Raw genomic sequence first — 23,462 nt, forward strand, 5'->3', positions numbered from 1 at the left:
AATGATATGATGATAGACCACGTTATTTATCATTTAACGGCTTTTTGGTGTACTAAAAACAGATTATTCAGATTATTTAAGAAATTAGTGAGGAAATTTTTTATAATCAAATAATAGAACGGATCAATAGGGTGCTTTTGGAGCGTTATGAGTAAAAAAATGACATTAATACAACGGGTTCTAATTATAAAACTACGCCATCATGGTGATACGTTGTTAATTACCCCTGTTATTAATACGCTAAAAGCGAATTATCCAAATGTGGAGGTTGATGTTTTAATTAACAAAGAAACCGCACCCATGATTGAGAATTTCTCTGCTATTGAAAATATTTTTTCCTTAGACAAGGCTTGGAAAAAAGAGGGTAAATTAGCTCGATTTCGCTATGAGTGGTGGTTAGTTAATCAGTTAAGACATCGACAGTATGATGTGGTGATTAATTTAGCTGATCAGTGGAATAGTGCGCTTATTACCCGCTTTACAGGCGCAAAAGTCCGTATCGGCTATGATATTTATAAACGACAAAGCCCTGTTTGGAAAAAGTGTTTTAGTGATTTAATCCCATTAGGCTCAGTCGATAATCGACATATTGTTGAACAAAATTTAGCACTACTACAACCGCTGTCATTGCAACAAATAGATACTCAAGTATCCATGACATACAGCCATCAAGATAAACAGGCTGTGATGGAAAAATTAAAAGCTTATGGTGTGTTAACCCCTTATATTGTGATCCAGCCGACGTCTCGGTGGTTCTTTAAATGTTGGGATGAGCATAAATGGTCTGAATTAATAGATACCCTACAACAACAGGGACATCAAATTGTTTTAACATCAGGGCCAGACTCCCGAGAAAAAGAGATGGTTGAAACCATTATTCAAGGATGTAAGACAAATGATAGCGTCTCTTTATCAGGGCAGTTATCTTTACCGCAACTTGGTGCATTGATTGATAATGCTGAGTTATTCATTGGAGTTGATTCAGTACCAATGCATATGGCTTCAGCACTAAAAACGCCACTGGTGGCACTGTTTGGTCCATCAAAATTATTTCATTGGTCGCCATGGCAACATATTGGCGAAGTTTTATGGGCGGGAAATTATGGAGAACTCCCAGATCCTGATGATGTGCATACCAACACGCAAACGCGTTATTTAAGTTTAATTCCTGTTAAAGATGTACTTGAAGCCGTAAGGAGACAACTAAAATGAATACATTCCGCTTGGCGATAGTACGTCAAAAATATCGACCAGACGGTGGCGCTGAGCGTTTTGTTTCTCGCGCACTGGAAGCGTTAGATAATCAATCCGTAGAGTTGAATGTGATTACACGCTCTTGGATTGGCGCGGTGCAACCACAATGGCATATTCATATTGTTAACCCTTTTAAATGGGGACGGATTAGCCGTGAAAAAGGGTTTGCACAAGCAGCAAGACACTGTTGGCAACAAGAAAAGTTTGATTTAGTACAAAGCCATGAACGTATTGCTGGTTGTGATATTTACCGCGCAGGAGATGGTGTACATCGCCGTTGGTTACTGCAACGCTCTCGGGTTTTATCACCTTTACGAAGTAAATTACTGCTTAATAGTTGTTATCATCGTTATGTAATGAACGCAGAAAAAGAGATGTATCAATCTCCTGAGCTAAAACGGGTGATTTGCAATTCAGAAATGGTCAAACGTGAGGTGATGGAAGATTTTGGCGTTGAAAGTGAACGTATTAGTGTGATTTATAATGCGATTGATCATCAGCGTTTTTTCCCTGCCACGGCTCTTTATCGGCAACAATTACGTCAGCAATATCATATTCCGGTTGAGAGTAAGTGTTTTATTTATGTCGGCTCAGGGTTTGAACGTAAAGGATTAAGAGCTGCTATTGAGGCGATTAGTCATACTAATGCTTACCTGTTAGTGATTGGTCAAGACAAAGAGTACAAGAAATACCAACAATTAGCTCATCAATTAAACTGTCATCAACGGATCTTATTTTTAGGTGTACAGAAAGACACCTTACCTTTCTATCAAATGGCTGATGGACTATTGTTACCCACACTGTATGATCCTTTTCCTAATGTTATTTTAGAAGCCATGGCATGTGGATTACCGGTGATCACCAGTGATACATGCGGTGGAGCAGAATTTATTGAACAAGGTCTAAATGGATTTGTCACAGATGCATTAGATATATCCGCAATGATCGGTGCAATAGAGAGTATTCCGGCCGATAACTTAGGTAATAAGATGTCTAAGGCTGCACGAAATAAGATACTACCCTATACACCTGAGAATTTGTCTCAACAACTGATCGAGCTTTACCAAAAGGTTCTTAGCCTATGAAGGAACATATACTTTTTATTATTGATGGATTACCGGGTGGTGGCGCTGAAAATGTCACGATCAGGCTTTGTCATGGCTTAAGTCAACGTGGTTATCAAGTTACATTACTCTCATTAGCAGAAAAATGTGACTATGCTATTCCTGCAGATATTGAACTATTAATTGATGCAGATAGTTACCATGGCTTATTTTATCGACAAACAGAATTAAAACGACGTGCCAACTCGATGGATAAGACCCTTCAGGCATTGTTTGCGCGCAAAGGTATTCCTGCGTTAATTGTCTCTAACTTACATAAGACTGACAGAATTGTTGCACTATCAAAACAACTGGCAGATAAGAATGTATGGTATTGTATTCACGGTATTTTTTCACAGTCTTATTTAGGCAATAAAAAAGGTTTTTCCCGCTGGTTAAAACAGAAGAAAATTCAAAAAGTCTATCAGGGTAAAAATATTATTACGGTATCAAATGCGGCAGGACAAGATTTAATAGAGAATATTAAAATTGTCCCTAATCAATTAAAAACAATTTATAACCCATTTGATATTCAAGAAATCAGAACACTGGGATCAGAAAATAATCCCTACCAAAAGCAGGATTATTTATTGCATATTGGTCGTTTTCATCAAGTAAAGCGCCATGACCGCTTGCTAGAAGCGTTTGCTTTAGCCAATCTACCTTGTAAATTATTGATTGCAGGACAGGGATCTTCTGAGGTCACCAGCAATATTAAAAATAAAATTGTTGCACTAAATTTAGAAAATAAAGTGAGCTTAATTGGCTTTTTAGCCAATCCATTCCCTGTGATCAAAGATGCTAAAGCGGTGGTATTAAGCTCTGATAGTGAAGGCTTAGGAAATGTTTTAGTCGAATCACTTATTTGTAATACCCCTATAGTAAGTACTAATTGCCTTGGTGGGATCAGTGAAATTATGGAGGGTGAATTAGCAGATTATAAGTCTGAATTAAATTCAGCATCCTTGGCTGAAAAAATGCGTTTAGCTTACTTTAACCCGCCTAAAATTACGCCTAATATGTATCAAAAATTTGATATTGATGAAGTGATCCGTCAGTATATTGAGCTTATTATAGTTAGAGAATATCAATAATGAGTCAGAAACGTTTTAGTACAATTCGACGTCTAAATAGGCAAAAAAATTACTTTTTAAAAAAAGTAAAATTTGCCATTGCAAAATTTTTTATTGATCCTATTTCACGTAAGCCTTTCGCTTTGAAAAAGCAGCCTAAAGTCCTTTTTTTGCGTGATGATGACAAGATTGGCGATATGGTTGTTTCGACATCAATCTTAAGAGAACTAAAGAATAGTGGATATAATATAGATATAGTTACTGGGAAAAGTAATTTCTGTGTTATTGAATACTCTGACTTATACAATGATCACTATACATATGAAGAGAAATTATTTTCTATAATAAAATTAGCTTTAACGTTAAGAAAGAATAACTATGATCTTATAATAGATATGGGAGAATTAATATCTATACCATATTTGATGTTTATAAGATTGATTAATGCTAGGAATGTTGTAGGTTTTAATAAAAATAATATTAAATCTTATAATTTAAATATTAATTATAATGAGTATACATCGCATGTTATTGAAAGATATAAAAAAATGCTTGATGCTCTTAATGTGCCTTTTGGTGATCTTAAATATGAGATTAACATACCTGAAATAGTAGAAAATCGTATAGTAGATTTTATTAATAATTTACCTTATAAAAAAAATGTAGTAATAAATCCTTTTTCTGCATCAGAAAAAAGAGATATTTCAAAAGAGCAGTTATTGTTTATAATTTCTTATTTAAAAAAGTATTCTGTAAATATTATATTTATTGGGCGTCAAAATGATTTAGTTAATCTTCAGATCGATAGTTTTTTAAGTAACCCTATTGGTGATTTTATTAGTGCATCAGCAATAATAAAACATGCTGATTTAATTATAACACCAGATACATCTATTGTGCATGTTGCTACTGCTTTTGATAAACCTACGCTCGCTTTATATGGAAATGATTATCATGGTAAGTATGTAAATAATTTTATGTGGTCACCTAATAATAAAAAAGCAATTCAGATAACACAGAAGAAAATAGATAGTAAAGTGAGTGATATATCAATAGACCTAATTAAATCTAAATTAGATTTTCTTGTGGATAAATATTTATGTCAATAAAAAAAATAGTTATAGTTGGTATTGAATTGCAAGGCTTAGGAGGTATGGAAGTTGTTTTTAATAAATTAAATGATTTATTAAAAGAGCACTATCCAAATATTAGCCTGTCTATAATTCTTCTAAAAGAAAGAGATATATGTATTAATGAAAATTGGCATAAAAACCTAAATGTAAGATTTATAAGATGTAAAATAAGAAATCATAAGATAAGACGATTTATGTTCTCGTGTAAATTATCAGGTATCTTAAGGAAAGACAACCCAGATATTATTATTGCATCAGATGTTATTGGTTGTTATATAGCAAATTTAGCCTCTAAGTTTTCATTGAGAAATATCCCTGTTTTTTCTTGGATACATACATCATTATGGACAGCATATAAAGCAGTATATACTTTAAATGTAAATTATCATATCCCAATTAGCTCGGGTAATAAAAAATACTTATTAAATCATAATGTACCAGAATCTCATATTAATGTGGTTTATAATCCAGTTGATAGAACAGATAAGATAATTCATCGTCCATCAAATAAGATTAAGTTTCTTTATATTGGGAGATTATTGTCTAAAGAAAGTAAAAATCTTGAATTTATGTTCTATGCATTAGGTAAACTTAAGGGAAATTGGGAACTACACTTAGTGGGGGATGGGAAAGATAGAAGTAAACTTTTTTCTCTCGCCCAAAAACTACATATTGATAAAAAGGTTATTTTTCATGGGTGGCAAGATAATGCTTGGGATTATGTATTAAATCATATTAAAGAAGTCACGGCTTGTTTATTGACATCTACTCATGAAGGACTTCCCATGGTCTTAATTGAAGCTCAATCTTATGGGATCTATTGTGTTAGCTCTGACTGTTTAACTGGGCCTTCTGATATTATTGATGGAGATAATGGACAATTATTCCCTGTTAATGATGAATTATCATTTTTAAAAATATTAAATGATATCATCAATGGTAGATTAGATTTACCTGAATACAGCAAAATAAAAAAATCGATTAAAAAATTTTATGGAGATGTCTACATAAAAAACATGATAGATTTTTTTGAAAAAAAGAGTAAAAAAATACAATGAAAAAAACAGCATTTATTATCACATTAGATACCGAAGGCGATAATCTTTGGGAAAATGAGCATAATATTACTACGCAAAATACGCATTTTTTACCCCGTTTTCAGCAACTTTGCGAACGTTTTCAATTTAAACCCGTTTGGCTAACCAACTATGAAATGGCAATAGATGAAGCCTATATTGAGTTTGCACAAGATGTGATAGCCCGTAACACTGGGGAAATTGGTATGCACCTTCATGCATGGAATAGTCCCCCACTTGTTGCGTTAACGGACAATGATCTCCATTATCAGCCTTATTTAATTGAATACCCCAAATCGCAGATGCGCGACAAAATTGCCTTTATGACTGACTTACTGGAAAATAAACTACAAACAAAAATGTTAAGTCACCGTGCTGGGCGTTGGGCATTTAATGAAACTTATGCGCAGCTATTGATTGAATTTGGTTATCAAGTGGATTGCTCAGTCACACCAAAAGTCGATTGGCGTTTTACTAAAGGTGATCCGGCACAATCCGGCGGTACAGATTACAGTAATTTCCCAAGCCATGCATACTTTATGGATGTTAATGATATCAGCAAAGCAGGGGATTCAACGTTACTTGAAGTGCCAATGAGTATTCAATATAAACATTCCCCTTTTATGAATAAAATTAAGCAAGGGTACGATAGGCTAAGAGGTAAACAACGCTCACCTTCAGTGAATTGGTTACGCCCTAAAGGGGGAAATGCACAACAGATGGTTGAAGTGGCACAAAAATCTTTAGCCCAAGGTCACTCTCATATTGAATTTATGTTGCATTCTTCTGAGTTTATGCCTGGTGGAAGCCCTACTTTTAGAACAGAACAAGATATTGATGGCTTATATAATGATTTAGAAACACTATTTAATTTCTTACAAGATAAAGTACAGGGAATGACATTGGCTGAGTATTATCAAAATAAAGTGCAGGCAAAATAAGATGAAGTTAAAGAAATTAAAATGGGTGCACTATTTTTTAAATCTCTATAACCCACTCTTTGGTAAGATGAAAAAAACGGCAACATTTTCATCTGATATCAAATTTAACAGTATTGTTATTTTTTCAACCACGGCGCTGGGGGATTTTATGTTTAATACCCCAGCCATCAGAGCAATTCGTGCACATTATCCTGATGCACATATCACACTGGTTTCTAGTGTAAAAAATAAGCTATTAGTGGAAAACTATGAGCAAATAGATAGTGTGGTGTATTGGGATAATAAGATCAGAAACTTGTTACCGGTGGCTTTACAAGCTAAAAAGTATAAACCTGAGTTAGCGATTATTTTACATTCCCACCTTCCTTATGACGTATTATTTGCCGTGATGGCAGGTTGCCAATATATTTTACGTAATACATCAGATATTATTCCTAAATGGTTTCAAAAATGGATTATTGCTGATCATAATCCAGCTGGAGGTCATGTTATTCAAAGTAAACTTGATATTATTGTTTATTTAGGAATTGATAGTACTGATACTAGAATGGAGCTCCCTTGTAAAATAGAATCATTAGCTCAAAGTAAAAATAGCATTGTTGGTTTTCAGATGGGAGCATCCACACAAGAGCGTAGATGGCCTGTTGTATCTTTTGTGGAATTAGCGAAAAAATTAATTGATAGTGCGCCATCATTACAAATAAAGCTAATAGGTTCATCGAGAGAGCTGGAATTGCCAGAAGAGTTTTTTGCTTTATTACCTGAAAGATATCATCAAAATATAGAAAATCTGGTAGGAAAAACCTCACTACCTGATCTGTTAAGTCAAATAAAAACCATGGCGGTATTAGTTACGGGAGACACCGGCCCGCTACATTTGGCAATAGCATTACAAGTACCTACGGTAAGTTTATTTGTAACCGCAAATCCAAATTGGACAGGACCTTATCAAGATCTTGATATTCATACTATTATCCATAAGATCCCGCAACAAGATGAAAATAGAGCACTTTCGATGGACTTGATTACTGTTGATGAGGTTCTAACTGCAGTAAATAACACCCTAAAAGATAAATAACTTTTAGGGTATTGGGTTAAATATTAAGTATATTAAAAACCTTTTGAGGCGTGATCTCCCCAATATCCCCACCTGCTGCTTTTAACGACCTTTGTGCCTTACCATAACCGCCGATTAATCCCGGATCGGTAGGGCCAAAGAGGGTAATATTCGGCTTATCTAAGGCTGCGGTTAAATGGCTTAATCCGGTATCGACAGAAACGACACTTTGCGCTCCAGCAATCACTTGAGCTACTTCTGCGAGTGACATTTTGGGTAATACATCAACATAGTCAAAACCTTGAGCAAGGCGTATTGCACGCTGATGTTCATGCTCTGCGCCCCAAGGTAGTTTGATACGTAAACCTGAATTCGCCAGTAATGCAATTAACTCTCGCCAATGGGTCTCGGGCCAATGTTTCTCATCACGGGTAGTGGCGTGTAAGAAGACTAAATAAGGGCGTTTATCAATAGCGGGTAATGAGAGAAAATGCTGTGCTATACCATAGTCCCCTTGAGTAGTGGGGAGTGGGTAATTAAGGCTGAGGGCAAATAGCTGGCGGATACGCTCTACCGCATGCATTTTTTTACTGACATTGTGGCGAATATTATAGAAAAAACTCGCTAAAGGCTCTCTAGCACTTTGACGAGAATAGCCGTGTTTAGTGCCTTTCGCATAGCGTGTAACTAAAAAAGCGCTTTTTAGTAAACCTTGGGCATCAATCACCGCATCATAATGATGTGCTTGTATCGCGTGACGAAATTGTGCACGTTCAGCGCGAATAGGCGCACTAAACCAGTTTTTACGCCAACGGCGTATTGCGACAGGAATAACGGTATCAACAGCTGGGTGCCAGCTTGGAATTTGCGCAAAACCCTCTTCAACGGCCCAATCAAAACAGATCTCAGGATATGCTGCTCTTGCATCAGTTAATGCCGGTAGGGTATGCAGTACATCCCCCATGGAAGAGGTTTTAACAATCAGTACCCGCTTCATAGCGATGGCTCCGTAGCGAGTAATTGCTCGAGTTCGCTAAAGACTTGTTCCGGTTGAATGTCGATTAAGCTTTGGTGATAACCTTGTTCAGCATCGCCTTTACGCACTTTGTGATAGCCAGTAATTAAACGAATAACACGGGCTTTATCGGATAACGGGGGGGTAAAATCGGGACTACTTGGGCCATAAAGGGCAACTAATGGACGCTCTAATGCTGCGGCGACATGCATTAAGCCAGAATCGTTACTCACCACGGCTTTACAAGCGGCAATGAGGTTAACGGCTTGCTCAAGAGAAGTCTCACCGGCCAGATTAATACAAGCTGCTTGGGCATCGGGGGTTAAGGCGTGTTTGATCTCTTCCCCTGCAGGCTTATCTTTTTGTGAACCGAATAAGAAAATCTGATAGCCATATTCGCTAATAAGTTTCTGGGCCAATGTCGCGTAGTGGTAATGAGGCCAGCGTTTAGCAGGACCAAATTCCGCCCCCGGACAAAAACCGATAGCAGGACGCTGTGTAGATAATGAAAAGTGCTTAAGTGTGGTAGTGATATCTTTGTCAGAGACAGCCAGTTTTGGCCATAATAACGGCTTTGGTAAATCAGCGGCTAAATGTACCTGCTGTTTATCGTAAGCTAGCGCGACATAACGCTCTACCATTAATGGAAATGCAGCTTTATCCAACGGGCGTAAATCATTTAATAATCCATAACGCATTTCTCCTCGCCAGCCAGTACGTTTAGGAATAGCGGCAAAGAAAGGCACTAAAGCGGATTTAAATGAGTTAGGTAAAACATAAGCATGAGTATAACCTTTGGCTTTTAGTTGTTTACCTAAGCGGCGACGCTCACCAATGGCTAAGGCACCGTGACCTAAAGGCATAGCAATGGCATTATCGACCTCGGGCATTTTCTCTAATAATGGACGACACCAAGCGGGTGCCATCACATCAATAGTTGCCGCAGGATGTAACGCTTTTAATGTACGATATAGGCTTTGGGACATCATCATATCCCCAACCCAAGAAGGCCCTACCACAAAAATTTTCATAAACCGCGATTACTTATCCTGATTTAACCATTGCATATAAAGAGCAACACCTTCTGCGACCGTTTTAAAAGGGGCGCTGTAGCCTGCTTTGCGTAAATTTGTCAGATCAGCTTGTGTAAAGGCTTGATAACGACCTTTGAGTTTCTCAGGGAATTCAATATGCTCAACAGAGAGATCTTTATCGTTATGATAAGCGATAACTGCATCAGCCACGGCTTGGAACGATTCTGCGCGGCCGGTACCACAATTATAAATACCGGAGACATTGTTGCGCCAGAACCATAAATTAACCGCAGCCACATCACCCACATAAATAAAGTCACGTTGGAAGGTTTCACTACCTTCAAATAATTTTGGATTTTGCCCGTCATTGACTTGTGTATTTAAATGGAAGGCGACACTGGCCATACTGCCTTTATGCCCTTCACGGGGGCCATACACATTGAAATAACGGAAACCACACACCATAGATTGTGCTTCAGGTAAAATTTGGCGCACATATTCATCAAATAAGAATTTAGAGTAGCCATAGACATTAAGTGGGGCTTCATATTTTCTTTCTTCAATAAAATGATCAGTACGGCCACCATAAGTGGCAGCAGAAGAGGCATATAAGAAAGGAATTTGGCGATCGAGGCAATAATGCAATAACTCTTTAGAATATTGATAGTTATTATCCATCATATATTTGCCATCCCATTCGGTAGTAGAAGAGCATGCTCCTTCATGGAATACGGCATCAATATCACCAAAATCATCACCGGCTACAATACTGGCAATAAAGTCTTCTTTATCCATATAGTCAGCGATATTAAGATCGACAAGATTCACAAATTTTGTGCCATCTTTTAGGTTATCAACCACTAAAATATCGGTATAACCTTCATCATTTAATGCTTTAACAATATTGCTGCCGATAAAACCTGCACCGCCAGTGACGATAATCATATGGCTACCCCTTTATATAAAATCTAAAAATTAGCTCTGCAACTATAATAACACTGAACAGCGTGAACGGTAGCATTCATCATAGAAGAGTAGAGTGAAATTCTTGAAAATCGCAGTGATGATTAGTGATCTTAATTACATAAATAACATTATTTATTTACATTTGTCGTTTTTAATCGAACAAAAGCATAAAATAAGAAACAATAATGATTATATTATAGTCAACTCTAGCTCTTATCTCTTTTCGTCTCTGCCTTAGGAGAAAGCATGTCTACTCACTCTTTCTATCAACAAATTAATCAACAACTCGAACAAACACGTCAAGATGGCTTATTTAAAAATGAGCGGATCATCACTTCTTCGCAAAGTGCCGATATTGCGGTTGCTGATGGTAGTCATGTTATTAACTTTTGTGCCAATAACTACTTAGGTTTAGCTAACCACCCACAACTTATTGCAGCGGCGAAAGCGGGAATGGATAGCCACGGTTTTGGTATGGCGTCGGTGCGTTTTATCTGCGGAACGCAAGATCTACATAAAACATTAGAAAAGAACATTGCTGAATTTTTGGGTATGGAAGATGCCATTTTGTACTCCTCTTGTTTCGATGCCAATGGTGGGTTATTTGAAACACTGATGGGATCTGAAGATGCGATTATTTCTGATGCGTTAAATCACGCATCGATTATTGATGGCGTTCGTTTATGCAAAGCCAAGCGTTATCGCTATGCCAATAACGATATGGCGGCGTTACGTGCTCAACTTGAACAGGCCAAAGCAGATAATGCCCGCCATATCATGATTGCCACCGATGGGGTGTTCTCTATGGATGGGGTGATTGCTGATCTAAAAAGTATCTGTGATTTGGCTGACGAATATGGCGCATTAGTGATGGTGGATGACTCGCATGCGGTGGGTTTTGTCGGCGCACAAGGGCGCGGTACTCATGAGTATTGTGATGTATTAGATCGCGTCGATATCATCACAGGAACATTAGGTAAAGCTTTAGGTGGCGCATCGGGTGGTTATACCGCAGCTCGTAAAGAAGTGGTGGAGTGGTTACGTCAACGCTCTCGTCCTTATCTATTCTCAAATTCTTTAGCCCCTGCAATTGTGAGCGCCTCTATTGCAGTTTTAGATATGCTGAAATCAGGGGATGAACTGCGCGCTCGTTTATGGCGTAACGCAGCACTTTTTCGTGAAAAAATGACGGCAGCAGGTTTTACTTTGGCGGGGGCTGATCACGCGATTATTCCTGTGATGTTAGGAGATGCCAAATTAGCGCAACAATTTGCAGCACGTTTACTTGATGAAGGTATTTATGTCACCGGCTTTTTCTACCCAGTAGTACCACAAGGGCAAGCACGTATTCGTACACAAATGTCAGCGGCACACACCCCAGAACAAATTGAACGTGCTGTTGCTGCATTTATTAAAATCGGTAAGCAACTTAATGTGATTGCATAAGGTTCTAATATGAAAGCATTGTCAAAATTAAAAGCACAACCCGGTATCTGGATGACCGATGTACCCGTACCTGAGCTTGGTCATAACGATGTGATGATCAAGATCCGTAAAACTGCCATTTGTGGTACAGATGTTCATATTTATAACTGGGATGAATGGTCACAAAAAACCATACCGGTTCCCATGGTGGTTGGCCATGAATATATTGGTGAGATTGTTGCTATTGGCCAAGAGGTTAAAGGTTTTAATATTGGTGATCGCGTCTCGGGGGAAGGGCATATTACTTGCGGTCATTGTCGTAATTGCCGTGGTGGGCGTACACACTTATGCCGTAATACCATTGGTGTTGGCGTAAATCGTCCCGGTTGTTTTGCTGAATATCTGGTTATTCCCGCCTTTAATGCATTTAAAATTCCTGACAATATTCCGGATGAACTGGCGGCTATTTTTGATCCCTTTGGTAACGCAGTACACACGGCGTTATCTTTTGATTTAGTGGGGGAAGATGTACTGGTTTCTGGTGCGGGACCCATTGGTATTATGGCGGCAGCAATCTGTAAACATGTGGGGGCACGCCATGTGGTGATCACCGATGTTAATGAATATCGCCTTGATCTAGCTAAAAAAATGGGAGTCACCCGTGCAGTCAATGTTAGCAAAGAAAATCTAACAGATGTGATGAAAGAATTAGGTATGACCGAAGGCTTTGATGTTGGATTAGAAATGTCCGGTGCGCCACCGGCTTTTCGTACCATGCTTAGTACGATGAATCATGGTGGTCGTATTGCTTTACTGGGTATTCCTCCCTCAGATATGGCTATTGATTGGGGGCAAGTCATTTTTAAAGGATTATTTATTAAAGGTATTTATGGTCGTGAGATGTTTGAAACATGGTATAAGATGGCGGCGCTGATCCAGTCGGGTCTTGATCTCTCACCGATTATTACTCATCAATTTCCTATCGATGAATTCCAAAAAGGCTTTGATATTATGCGTTCAGGTCAATCGGGCAAAGTAATTTTAGATTGGCAGTAATAGTATATGGTTGTGATAATAAACGATTAATAAAAGTATTACAGCGCCTTACCTTATATAGGATATAGGCGCTTTTTTATTGCGCTATTACTCTATTTTATCTTTATCTATTTCTCTAGGATCAGACTGGTCGGGTATTTTCTTTTTTTCTGATGAATCAAATCCTTTTGATAATGTATTAATCAAGGTACTTTTTTTTATCGAAATAATGGCTTGTTGTGCTGGTTTTAACCATGTTGCAGGTTTTGGCTCTTTAGATTGTTCTGTTGGCGGTATAACAGCGGGTGGCTCTTGCACCATTGGGCTGTTTGGTAAAGGGGTTAACAAACCACTGGGTGCGACTAGCTGAATATCGGCAGGTAGTAGTGGCAACTGCTGTTGTAATGCCCTTACGGTTGAAGGGTGGGGGTGACCAATAGCAATGGCAAAACCATTTTTACGCGCTAAATTAATAGCACGATTAAGCTGTTGTCGGGTTTCTGCTTCTGTTTGCACATTATCTAAAAATACATGCCGGCGTAAAGAAGGAACGCCAGCCGCTTTGGCTGCCGTGGCCGCTTGCGTATTGCCTATAGTGACACTATCAAGAAAATAGAGATCAGAATGATTAAGGGCTTTGATCACTCTATCCATCGCTTGCCTATCCGATGTCATCGCACTCCCCATATGATTATTCATACCCACAGCATAAGGCACACGATTAATTGCATTTTGAATAATGCGATTAATTTCAGCCTGATCCATGGAAGGCTTTAAGGTATCTTTTTCTAATGGTTGTTTGCTAATGGGTGCCATTGGCATATGAATAAGAATCTCTCGTCCTTGGGCATGGGCTTTTGTTGCCATCTCTTTACCATGGGGCGAGTTGGGTAAGATGGCAATAGAAACGGCTGTTGGCAGTTGTAAGATTTGGTTATCTTCTTTTTTTCGATAACCAAAATCATCAATAACAATGGCCAACTTTGCCGAAAAAGCAGGTGCACTGAATAGAAAACTTAGCAACATTAAACTAAGTGTTAGCGCGATATTTCGTTGTAATGTGCCAAGTAAATGCAAAACTACCTCCCAAGCCAAGGAACTGGGTTGACTGCTTTTCCTTGGCGTCTAATTTCAAAATAGAGCGCTGAGCGCTCTTGTCCACCACTGTTTCCTACCAAGGCGATAGGTTGTCCAGCTTTGACTTGTTGACCAACATTGACTAACGCACTTTGGTTATAGCCATAAAGGCTCATATCCCCTTTACCGTGCTCAACGACGACCACTAAACCATACCCTTGTAGCCAGTCGGCTAACAGCACCCGACCATCCGCAATCGCTTTTACTTCAGTGCCTTGTGCCGCGGGGATCACAATTCCTTTCCAACGTAATTCACCCGAGCCGGAAATAGACTCACCAAAGCGGTGTAATAAACTGCCTCTAATAGGCCAAATAGCCTGACCTGCAGGTTTACCCAATCCGCCAGTACGGGACATTAAAGAGCGTTCTTCGGCGGTGGGTTTATAGGTCGAACCACGCTGTTGCGCTTCACGTTGCTTGGCGGCAATACGAGCAGCTTCCCGTGCTTCACGCTCAGCTCGCGCTTTGGCTTCACGCTCTGCTTGAGCAATTTTATTTCTTAAGCGTGTTTCATTAGCACGCATGGTGGCTAAATTGCGTTGATCTTCTTTTAAGGTTGATTCTAGTTGCGTTAATGTTTTTTGACGTGCAGCTAGCGCATTATCCAGTTTTTGTTTCTCTTGTTGCTGTTTGGTGAGTACCTGCTTTTGCTCGTTCTGTTTCGCTTGTTGGGCGTCTTTTTCTGCCTGTAGCTCTTTAGAAGTTTGAACCAATTGCTCCATTGACTGTTTACGCGCTTCATTTATATAACTGTAATAGGCTAAGATCCGCTCTTCTCGCTGACCTTCTTCACCGCGAAACAGTAACTCAATACCTTGATGTTTTCCTTGTCGGTAAGCCGCATCGAGTTGGCGTGCTAACAGTGCTTGTTGCTCGTTATATTGCTTTTGCAATCGGGCAATATTTGCGGTGATGGTTTTGATCTCTTTAGCTAAGGTTTGTAAGCGGTTTTGCGTCTCATGCACAGAGCGGCTGGCATTAGCGATTTGTGTCTCTTGTGATTTGAGTTGTCCAAGTAAAGCCGTGCGCTGTTTTTGTTGCTCTTGAACGCGCTTTTCTTTTTCAGCAATGGTGGTTTGTAGATCTTTTAACTGACTACGATTATCCGTTAATGTATTGGCAAAAGCGCTGGTTGCAGAAAACAGAGATGTGCTAATCAGTAGCGTGATTAACGGTAAAGAAAATACACGGTAAGTACGGTGCGTTGTGTTCTGAAGATCCTTTTTCTCTGCCATCTGACCAAAGTACCTTTAATAACAGTTTATAAGATTATTTCATGTCGCTAATCAACTGACCAGTTAACAGGAAATAAAGTCGTAATTTCAGATAATACTTAACAGTTAATCTAATGAACTCAGAGATGATAATAAAGCAATAATAGTCGGAAAGAGGAAAAAAGCAGCACAATGTGTAACAGCGCAATAGAATAGTTATCACGCTGTACACAGGATAAATTATTGTTCGACGATGGTACCCCACAGATCATATTCATCGGCATGCTCAATTAGCACACGTACAATCTGTCCTGGCTCGACATCAAACTGCTCATTAAGGTAAACAGCACCATCAATTTCCGGTGCATCCGCCATACTACGGCCAATAGCACCTTCTTCATCCACTTCATCAATGATAACCGGTAAAACTTTACCTATTTTCTCTTGCAGACGCTCGGTGGAAATTTGTTGCTGTAGTTGCATAAAACGATGGTAACGTTCTTCTTTTACCTCTTCAGGAACTTGATCAGGTAATTCATTCGCTTTCGCACCTTCAACGGGGCTATATTTAAAACAACCCACGCGATCTAAACGAGCTTCGGTTAAGAAATCCAATAGCATTTGGAAATCTTCTTCTGTTTCCCCCGGGAAACCGACAATAAAGGTTGAACGTAACGTTAATTCAGGACAAATTTCTCGCCAACGTTTTACACGCTCTAAAGTACGCTCAACAGAGCCTGGGCGCTTCATTAATTTCAGCACTTTCGGGCTAGCGTGTTGTAGCGGAATATCTAAATAAGGCAAAATTTTGCCTTCTGCCATTAATGGAATAACCTCATCCACATGTGGATAAGGGTAAACATAATGTAAACGTACCCAAATCCCTAATTTTGCCAGTTGTTCACATAAACTGACCATACTGGTTTTAACGGGCATACCATCCCAAAAACCGGTTTGATGTTTGGTATCAACCCCATAAGCGGAAGTATCTTGTGAGATAACCAGTAACTCTTTCACCCCAGCATTGACTAATCTTTTCGCTTCATTTAACACTTCACCAATTGGGCGACTGTCTAAATCGCCTCGCATTGAAGGAATAATGCAAAAAGTACAACGGTGATTACAACCTTCAGAAATTTTTAGATAAGCGTAATGACGAGGGGTTAATTTAACGCCCTGCTCGGGAACCAAGCTGGTAAATGGGTTATGGGAAGGTTTGGGAACATAGTGATGAATATGTGATAACACTTGTTCATAACTATGAGGGCCGGTGATTTCCAGCACTTTTGGGTGAACTTCACGGATTTGATTTTCTTTGGCACCTAAACAACCGGTGACGATAACTTTACCGTTTTCATCGAGTGCTTCGCCAATGGCTTCAAGAGATTCTTGTACTGCGCTATCAATAAAGCCACAGGTATTGACGATGACTAAATCAGCATCATCATAGGTAGGAACAACTTGATAACCTTCTGTACGCAGTTCGGTGAGGATACGTTCAGAGTCCACTAAATTTTTAGGACAACCTAAAGAAACGAATCCAATTTTAGGCACTTGATTTGTTTGCGACATGCTCGTGTTCTCAATACTTTTAATAAATAACAAATAGTGGTTGTATCTCAGACAGGTGTGAAATTCTACGTACGAGTGACTATTTTTGTCACAGGCTTTGATGATGAATGCTGATTTCTTAATAGCTTACCTGAAGAGAGATCCGGTAAAGTGAAAAGAGAGACTCTTTTAAACGCTGTTTTACAGGATTTTTCGGCGCTAATGGTACATAAATCCGTCAATAAAAAAAATGATTGTTGAGAAACTTTCCGCAAAAACTGAAAGAGAAACGAAGGAATAGGCTGTAATTGCGCCATGACAAAGGTATACTTTGGCTCTTTAATACTATTTTTAACTAACGAGAGTGATTGCATCCTATGCTGCAAGAAGTAATGCAATTTTTTAGCCGGCACACCCTGTTAAGTTTTATCTGGATTGCGCTGCTGGTGGCGGTCATTGTATTGACCTTTAAAGGCCTTTTTTCTAAAACGAAAAATATTTCCCGTACAGAAGCGATTTCTTTGATAAACAAAGAGAATGCGGTTTGTGTTGATATCCGTAGCCGTGATGAGTTCCGTAAAGGACACATCATCGATTCTATCAATTTAACGCCTTCTGAGATCAAAAGTAACAATATTGCTGAGCTGGAGAAATATAAATCACAGCCGGTGATTGTGGTATCACCATCAGGTATTGAGGGTGCAAAACCTGCTGAAAGCCTTATCAAATTAGGTTTTGAAAAAGTCTTTATTTTAAAAGATGGTCTTTCAGGTTGGAGTGGTGAGAATTTACCACTGGCAAAAGGTAAAAAGTAACGAGCGGGCAGATTGAGTTCTATACTTACTGCTATTCAATTTAATAAGGATATAAAAAGGTAAGATTATTATGTCAGAACAGCAAAACCAAGAGATGACTTTTCAAATTCAACGTATCTACACAAAAGATATCTCTTTCGAAGCGCCAAATGCCCCACAAGTTTTTCAAAAAGAGTGGCAACCAGAAGTTAAATTAGATTTAGATACTTCTTCTAATACGCTAGCTGAAAATGTATATGAAGTTATCTTACGTGTCACTGTTACGGCAACAATGGAAGAAGAAACCGCTTTCCTGTGTGAAGTACAACAAGCAGGTATCTTTACTGTTGAAGGTATCGAAGGTACACAATTAGCACATTGCTTAGGTGCATACTGCCCGAACGTACTATTCCCTTATGCACGTGAATGTATCACCAACTTAGTAGGTCGTGGTACTTTCCCACAATTAAACTTAGCACCTGTTAACTTTGATGCGTTGTTTATGAACTATTTACAGCAACAACAGCAACAGGATGCAGCAAACTCAGGAGTTGAAGAAGCTTAATGAACGCTTCTATGACAGTTATCGGTGCCGGTTCATACGGCACCGCTTTAGCGATTACCTTAGCGCGTAATGGGCACGATGTTGTGCTGTGGGGGCATGATCCCAAGCACGTTGCGGCATTAGAACAAGCGCGCTGTAATCAAGCCTTTCTGCCCGATGTTTCCTTTCCTGATAGTTTATATATGGAAGCTTCTTTGCAAAAAGCGATTGAAGCGAGCCGTAATATTCTTGTGGTGATCCCAAGCCATGTGTTTGGTGAAGTACTGCAACAAATCAAACCCTTTTTACGTCAGGATGCACGTGTTGTTTGGGCGACAAAAGGTCTTGAAGCACATACTGGTCGCTTATTACAAGATGTTGCCCGTGAAGTATTAGGTAATGAAATCCCGCTCGCAGTATTATCTGGCCCTACTTTTGCTAAAGAGCTTGCCGCGGGTTTGCCCACCGCGATTGCAGTGGCCTCGACGGATAATCTCTTTTTAGAGCAGTTACAACAGCTATTTCATTGTGGTAAAAGTTTCCGAGTCTATAAAAACCCTGATTTTATCGGTGTGCAACTGGGTGGCGCTGTTAAAAACGTGATTGCTATTGGTGCGGGTATGTCTGATGGTATGGGATTTGGCGCTAATGCGCGTACCGCACTGATTACCCGAGGTCTAGCCGAAATGAGCCGCTTAGGTAAAGCCTTAGGTGCAGATGCGGCAACTTTTATGGGCATGGCTGGTTTGGGTGATTTGGTTTTAACCTGTACAGACAATCAATCACGTAATCGTCGCTTTGGTATGATGCTAGGTCAAGGTTTAGATGTTGATACAGCCCAAGAGAAAATTGGCCAGGTAGTCGAAGGTTATCGTAACACCAAAGAAGTTCGCGCATTAGCCGAACAAGTGGGTGTAGAAATGCCAATCACCGAACAGATTTACCAAATTTTATATCAACATAAAGATGTAAAAGAGGCTGCATTGGCTTTATTAGGGCGAGCAACCAAAGATGAGATAGACAGTAGCCTGTAGTCAGTTTATTTTAAATAATATTCTTAGGGTATCTGTTTTAACTATCCATTTGTTTGAAAATTCAAAGCCTAAGTATTTACTTAGGCTTTGGTGTAAAAAATGAGAGTGAGTATGTCGCTAGAAGAACTAACAAGAGTCTGGGATCATATTAAAAGCGAAGCGCGTGCATTGGCAGATTGTGAGCCAATGTTAGCCAGTTTCTTTCATGCGACACTTCTCAAACACGAAAATTTAGGTAGTGCATTAAGCTATATGCTGGCCAATAAGCTGGCAACTCAGACTATGCCAGCCATTGCAGTTCGCGAAATTGTTGAAGAGGCTTATAGTCACGATAGCTCAATGATTGAGTCGGCCGCTTGTGATCTCTCCGCGGTACGCCTACGTGATCCCGCGGTGGATAAATATTCTACCCCACTGCTCTATTTAAAAGGGTTTCATGCACTACAAGCCTACCGTATTGCCCATTGGCTATGGCAACAAAATCGCCAAGCGCTAGCTATTTATCTACAAAACCAAATATCAGTCACCTTTGGGGTGGATATCCACCCAGCGGCACGTATTGGACACGGTATTATGCTCGACCATGCGACAGGTATTGTGATTGGTGAAACGGCGGTGGTTGAAAATGATGTCTCTATTTTACAATCTGTGACCTTAGGGGGAACAGGTAAAACAGGAGGTGATCGTCACCCGAAAGTGCGTGAAGGGGTAATGATTGGCGCAGGAGCTAAAATCCTTGGTAATATCGAAATTGGTCGTGGTGCTAAAATTGGTGCTGGCTCGGTAGTATTACATGAAGTACCAGCTCATACTACGGTGGCCGGGGTGCCTGCCCGCATTGTCGGTCGTCCTGATAGTGAAAAACCGTCATTCGATATGGATCAACACTTTAATGGTGTTGTACCCGGCTTTGAGTGTGGTGATGGTATTTAACTATGCATGCCCAAGCTAAGGTTACCCTTGCTGAACTAAAAGATTGCTTACAGGCTGAATATATTGGTGATAAAAAACCCTTTAGTTGGTTAAGGCTATTTCATCGAGTATTTTTCTGTCAGCGTTCCCGTTACCTATTTTGGTGGCGGGTAGCACAATATTTTTATTTCTCTCCCCATCGCTTTTTACATAAATTAGGTATTCGGATCGGTGCTAGCAATAACCGTAAATACTGTAATGATATCTCGTTAAAAACTCGTATTGGTAAAGGCCTTTCTTTACCACACCCGATTGGCATTGTACTGACTAATTACTGCCAACTGGGGGAATATGTCACTATTATGCAAGGGGTGACTATTGGCGTAAAAGAGAAAGGGGGAAAAGCCAATATCCAAGTAGGAGATCATGTTTATATTGGCTGTAATTCATCCATTATTGGTGGTGAGATTAATATTGGTGATAATGCGATTATTGGCGCCCATGCATTAGTATTAAAGGATGTGGGTGAAGGGTGTCGGTATATCAATAAGATGAATTTTGAAATTAATAAATATTGCTGAAAATAGATAATGAAAAACAATATGCCCAAAATTACCGTATTAATGTCGGTATACAATGATGAGAAATACCTTCAGGAGTCTATTGATTCTATATTAAATCAAACATTTAAAGAATTTGAGTTTCTTATCATTAATGATGGCTCAACGGATAACTCATTATCTATTTTAAAAGAAAATGCCAAAAAAGATCCCAGAATAAAACTGATTATTAATGAACAAAATATCGGATTGATCGCTTCTTTAAACAAAGGATTACAATTAGCTTCATGTGATTTAGTCGCTAGAATGGACTCTGATGATATTGCCGTTTCAACCAGACTAGAAGCGCAATATCAATTTATGTTACAACATCCTGAAGTGAGTGTTTGTGGTGGTGCTTTTATCTACCAAGAAGAGCCAAATAGAATTAATACTTATCCAGAAACACATAGTGATATTGTGATTTCTAGTCTTTATGATTGCTCCTTAGCGCATCCAACCATTATCTATCGTAAGCAAGATATATTATCTGTTGGTGGATATGATAAAGCAGACCTCTATGCAGAAGATTATGGTTTATGGGTGAATTTAATTATTGCTGGAAAATTTAAGCTCCATAATCTCCCTGTACCACTTCTTTATTATCGTACTCATCCAAATGTCGAACGTTCGCAATATAAAGCGATACAAAAAGATACCGCGGAAAGAGTAGGACGAAAATTATTAATGTATTTTGGCATTAACGTGAATAAAGAGGATTATTCATTATTATTGGATAATGATAAAAAAACAGTAGAGCAAGTAGTACGCTGTAAAAGGTTACTTGAAAAGATTAATCAACAATTTAATGCTAAAGAGTATCGAAAAGAGTTAATACAAAAAAATGAATTTAAGAAAAAATTATTAGAAAGAAAGGTATTAGTAACTGATTTCTCATCATTTTTAATAAAAATAAGTGCAAGATGGTATTTCTTGATAAGAAAAATAACTAAAAAAGCTAAGAAATAAAACCGAAAGATAAAAAGAAGATATAAAATAAGAAAAGCTAAAACTAGCACAAAGCATATACATAAAAATGACCTCGAGACAATAAAGTCTAGAGGTCATTTTTTATGGTTATAAATTAAAAAGATAAATTAATCTCTTAATAATGCACCAGGATAGCCTAATTGGCGCCATGCCTCAAAAACAACCACGGCAACCGTATTAGAAAGATTCATACTGCGGCTATCCGCTAACATTGGTACACGGATTTTTTGTTGTGTTGGCATATTATCCAACACATAAGGTGGTAATCCTCGTGTTTCAGGACCAAATAGCAGATAATCCCCATCTTGATAACTTACATTACTATGGGCGGGAGTACCTTTAGTGGTTAATGCAAACAACCGTGCACCTGTCGGGGATTGTGCATTATCAGGGCTTAATCCTTCACTTTCTAAAAAAGCATAATAATCGTGATGCTGTTTGATATCAGCAAACTCACGATAATCAAGCCCTGCACGGCGTAGCCGTTTATCATCCCAAGTAAAACCCAATGGTTGGATCAAATGAAGATGAAAGCCTGTGTTGGCACACAGGCGGATAATATTACCCGTATTCGGTGGAATTTCGGGTTCAAATAAGACGATATTGAGCATTGTTTAATGACTAAATTCTGCTTTAACTGTATTTGCGATGCCTTGTTCCAGAGTAACAGGTGCTTTAAATCTGGTTTTATCTATATTATTAGATTTAAATTGGGTACGCGCGCAAAACTTTTTAATACGAATGCTACTAACAGGAAATTCTTTCCTTGTTATTTTCGATAAAATATCAAAACAATACCCACCAAGTAATCCAATAGCATAAGGTACTTTAATATGACTATGGCGTTTGTCGAGTGCAGTATAGATAATATCGGTTAACTCATTCATAGTAAAATCAGGCTTATCTATATAATTAAATATATGATGACCGGATTCTATTTGAGTAGCAAATTTTAAGAAAGCTGCAATATTTTCTACATAAGCCATAGATTTCTTATTATTACCCGAGCCTACCATTAAAAATTTACCTGAAGCTATTTGGCGGAATAGGTTGTATACATTTCCTCTATTGCCTTCACCAAATACAACGGTTGGTCTGATTACAACTAATGTATTTGTATTATCTTTTTTATACCAAGTTTCATACTTATGTTCAGCTTCAAGTTTTGATTTTCCATAATCGTTAAATGGATGGAACTCCCCATCTTCACCTGTTTCTTTTTCGACAAAACCATATACAGCAACAGATGAAGTAAATACAATATGTTTAATATTTAATTGTTCAGCAACATCACAAATATTTTTAGCACCATCGACATTAACTTCATAATATAAGCTAATAGGATGAACATTATCTTTATGTTGCGCTGCTAAATTGATAATTACATCAGAACCTTTTAATGGTTCGAGTAAAGATTCTGGTCTAGTAACATCACCAAAGACCCATTTTTCAGGATATTTCTCGCTTTTAACAATATCCACAATTTTAAATTCAATATTTTCTTTAGTTAATTGGCCTGATAGGCGAGTACCAATAAAGCCTGAGCCACCGATGATTGTTATCATAATAGATCCA

The 23,462-nt window shown here is 38.6% G+C and carries 24 protein-coding genes; 15 read left to right on the plus strand and 9 right to left on the minus strand.

From position 1 onward, the window contains the following. The first annotated feature begins 147 nt into the window (after positions 1 to 147). Genes rfaQ through ACYUCW_RS03525 form a run of 7 tightly spaced genes read left to right on the plus strand, consistent with a single transcriptional unit; the run spans position 148 to position 7,658 of the window. Complete coding sequence (rfaQ, locus tag ACYUCW_RS03495; protein ID WP_460408212.1) at positions 148 to 1,212, plus strand: putative lipopolysaccharide heptosyltransferase III; 1,065 nt, start codon at positions 148 to 150, stop codon at positions 1,210 to 1,212. Beyond that, a complete protein-coding gene (locus ACYUCW_RS03500) occupies positions 1,209 to 2,339 on the plus strand; it encodes a glycosyltransferase family 4 protein (protein WP_163748165.1) in 1,131 nt (376 codons plus the stop codon). The genes rfaQ and ACYUCW_RS03500 overlap by 4 nt, the downstream gene beginning before the upstream one ends. Beyond that, entirely contained in the window at positions 2,336 to 3,451 is a 1,116-nt protein-coding gene (locus ACYUCW_RS03505; protein ID WP_163748168.1) for a glycosyltransferase, read from the plus strand. The genes ACYUCW_RS03500 and ACYUCW_RS03505 overlap by 4 nt, the downstream gene beginning before the upstream one ends. Beyond that, a complete protein-coding gene (locus tag ACYUCW_RS03510; protein WP_104459525.1) occupies positions 3,451 to 4,539 on the plus strand; it encodes a glycosyltransferase family 9 protein in 1,089 nt (362 codons plus the stop codon). Before ACYUCW_RS03505 ends, ACYUCW_RS03510 begins: the two co-directional genes overlap by 1 nt. Continuing rightward, positions 4,530 to 5,621, plus strand: coding sequence for a glycosyltransferase (locus tag ACYUCW_RS03515; RefSeq protein WP_004246467.1), 1,092 nt, complete (start codon positions 4,530 to 4,532; stop codon positions 5,619 to 5,621). Before ACYUCW_RS03510 ends, ACYUCW_RS03515 begins: the two co-directional genes overlap by 10 nt. Beyond that, positions 5,618 to 6,580, plus strand: a complete 963-nt coding sequence (locus ACYUCW_RS03520) for a polysaccharide deacetylase family protein (protein ID WP_163748171.1) — start codon at positions 5,618 to 5,620, stop codon at positions 6,578 to 6,580. Before ACYUCW_RS03515 ends, ACYUCW_RS03520 begins: the two co-directional genes overlap by 4 nt. Position 6,581: 1 nt before the next feature. Beyond that, positions 6,582 to 7,658 (plus strand): glycosyltransferase family 9 protein, encoded by a 1,077-nt coding sequence (locus tag ACYUCW_RS03525; protein ID WP_460408213.1) that lies wholly within the window; start codon positions 6,582 to 6,584, stop codon positions 7,656 to 7,658. A gap of 16 nt (positions 7,659 to 7,674) precedes the next feature. On the opposite strand, the gene rfaC is transcribed toward ACYUCW_RS03525, so the two are convergent. From rfaC to rfaD, 3 genes are read right to left on the minus strand one after another with little or no spacing between them, the layout of a single operon-like run. Then, entirely contained in the window at positions 7,675 to 8,634 is a 960-nt protein-coding gene (rfaC, locus tag ACYUCW_RS03530; RefSeq protein ID WP_163748172.1) for a lipopolysaccharide heptosyltransferase RfaC, read from the minus strand. Continuing rightward, entirely contained in the window at positions 8,631 to 9,683 is a 1,053-nt protein-coding gene (gene rfaF / locus ACYUCW_RS03535) for an ADP-heptose--LPS heptosyltransferase RfaF (protein WP_163748175.1), read from the minus strand. The genes rfaC and rfaF overlap by 4 nt, the downstream gene beginning before the upstream one ends. A gap of 9 nt (positions 9,684 to 9,692) precedes the next feature. Continuing rightward, entirely contained in the window at positions 9,693 to 10,631 is a 939-nt protein-coding gene (gene rfaD / locus ACYUCW_RS03540; RefSeq protein ID WP_012368661.1) for an ADP-glyceromanno-heptose 6-epimerase, read from the minus strand. Positions 10,632 to 10,898: 267 nt separating this feature from the next. Between rfaD and ACYUCW_RS03545 the strand changes: the two genes are divergently transcribed. Both ACYUCW_RS03545 and tdh read left to right on the plus strand, forming a co-directional pair. Further along, on the plus strand, positions 10,899 to 12,098 hold the full coding sequence (locus ACYUCW_RS03545; protein ID WP_004249740.1) for a glycine C-acetyltransferase: 1,200 nt from the start codon (positions 10,899 to 10,901) through the stop codon (positions 12,096 to 12,098). A gap of 9 nt (positions 12,099 to 12,107) precedes the next feature. Continuing rightward, the gene (tdh, locus tag ACYUCW_RS03550; RefSeq protein WP_004246460.1) at positions 12,108 to 13,133 is read left to right on the plus strand and encodes an L-threonine 3-dehydrogenase; all 1,026 of its coding nucleotides are present in this window, start codon (positions 12,108 to 12,110) and stop codon (positions 13,131 to 13,133) included. Between the two features lie 87 nt (positions 13,134 to 13,220). Here tdh and ACYUCW_RS03555 read toward each other — a convergent pair whose 3' ends face one another. The 4 genes from ACYUCW_RS03555 to ACYUCW_RS03570 all read right to left on the minus strand — a co-directional run bounded on the left by ACYUCW_RS03555 (position 13,221) and on the right by ACYUCW_RS03570 (position 17,388). Continuing rightward, positions 13,221 to 14,189: a divergent polysaccharide deacetylase family protein gene (locus ACYUCW_RS03555; RefSeq protein ID WP_163748182.1), complete on the minus strand. Its 969-nt coding sequence runs from the start codon at positions 14,187 to 14,189 to the stop codon at positions 13,221 to 13,223. Between the two features lie 2 nt (positions 14,190 to 14,191). Further along, positions 14,192 to 15,484, minus strand: a complete 1,293-nt coding sequence (gene envC, locus ACYUCW_RS03560; protein ID WP_049203087.1) for a murein hydrolase activator EnvC — start codon at positions 15,482 to 15,484, stop codon at positions 14,192 to 14,194. Positions 15,485 to 15,703: 219 nt separating this feature from the next. Further along, positions 15,704 to 17,035 carry a 30S ribosomal protein S12 methylthiotransferase RimO gene (rimO, locus tag ACYUCW_RS03565; RefSeq protein WP_004246457.1) on the minus strand — a complete coding sequence of 444 codons (1,332 nt, stop codon included), beginning with the start codon at positions 17,033 to 17,035 and terminating at the stop codon, positions 15,704 to 15,706. A gap of 65 nt (positions 17,036 to 17,100) precedes the next feature. Then, positions 17,101 to 17,388, minus strand: coding sequence for a hypothetical protein (locus ACYUCW_RS03570; RefSeq protein ID WP_071531011.1), 288 nt, complete (start codon positions 17,386 to 17,388; stop codon positions 17,101 to 17,103). A gap of 3 nt (positions 17,389 to 17,391) precedes the next feature. Between ACYUCW_RS03570 and ACYUCW_RS03575 the strand changes: the two genes are divergently transcribed. From ACYUCW_RS03575 to ACYUCW_RS03600, 6 genes are all read left to right on the plus strand, one after another. Further along, the gene (locus tag ACYUCW_RS03575) at positions 17,392 to 17,829 is read left to right on the plus strand and encodes a rhodanese-like domain-containing protein (RefSeq protein WP_004246455.1); all 438 of its coding nucleotides are present in this window, start codon (positions 17,392 to 17,394) and stop codon (positions 17,827 to 17,829) included. 70 nt (positions 17,830 to 17,899) lie between these two features. Then, the gene (gene secB / locus ACYUCW_RS03580) at positions 17,900 to 18,373 is read left to right on the plus strand and encodes a protein-export chaperone SecB (protein WP_004246454.1); all 474 of its coding nucleotides are present in this window, start codon (positions 17,900 to 17,902) and stop codon (positions 18,371 to 18,373) included. Beyond that, positions 18,373 to 19,386: an NAD(P)H-dependent glycerol-3-phosphate dehydrogenase gene (gene gpsA, locus ACYUCW_RS03585; protein WP_004246453.1), complete on the plus strand. Its 1,014-nt coding sequence runs from the start codon at positions 18,373 to 18,375 to the stop codon at positions 19,384 to 19,386. Before secB ends, gpsA begins: the two co-directional genes overlap by 1 nt. A gap of 111 nt (positions 19,387 to 19,497) precedes the next feature. Next, positions 19,498 to 20,319, plus strand: coding sequence for a serine O-acetyltransferase (gene cysE / locus ACYUCW_RS03590; RefSeq protein WP_004249733.1), 822 nt, complete (start codon positions 19,498 to 19,500; stop codon positions 20,317 to 20,319). Between the two features lie 2 nt (positions 20,320 to 20,321). Next, complete coding sequence (locus tag ACYUCW_RS03595) at positions 20,322 to 20,879, plus strand: serine acetyltransferase (protein ID WP_049212097.1); 558 nt, start codon at positions 20,322 to 20,324, stop codon at positions 20,877 to 20,879. A 21-nt stretch (positions 20,880 to 20,900) separates the two neighbouring features. After that, the gene (locus tag ACYUCW_RS03600) at positions 20,901 to 21,866 is read left to right on the plus strand and encodes a glycosyltransferase (protein WP_049213611.1); all 966 of its coding nucleotides are present in this window, start codon (positions 20,901 to 20,903) and stop codon (positions 21,864 to 21,866) included. 128 nt (positions 21,867 to 21,994) lie between these two features. Here ACYUCW_RS03600 and trmL read toward each other — a convergent pair whose 3' ends face one another. Together trmL and ACYUCW_RS03610 are read right to left on the minus strand one after the other, a co-directional pair. After that, complete coding sequence (gene trmL, locus ACYUCW_RS03605; RefSeq protein ID WP_004246449.1) at positions 21,995 to 22,498, minus strand: tRNA (uridine(34)/cytosine(34)/5-carboxymethylaminomethyluridine(34)-2'-O)-methyltransferase TrmL; 504 nt, start codon at positions 22,496 to 22,498, stop codon at positions 21,995 to 21,997. A 3-nt stretch (positions 22,499 to 22,501) separates the two neighbouring features. After that, entirely contained in the window at positions 22,502 to 23,452 is a 951-nt protein-coding gene (locus ACYUCW_RS03610) for an NAD-dependent epimerase/dehydratase family protein (protein WP_004246448.1), read from the minus strand. Positions 23,453 to 23,462: the final 10 nt, after the last annotated feature.

It is taken from the genome of Proteus sp. MB838 (genome assembly GCF_054767435.1).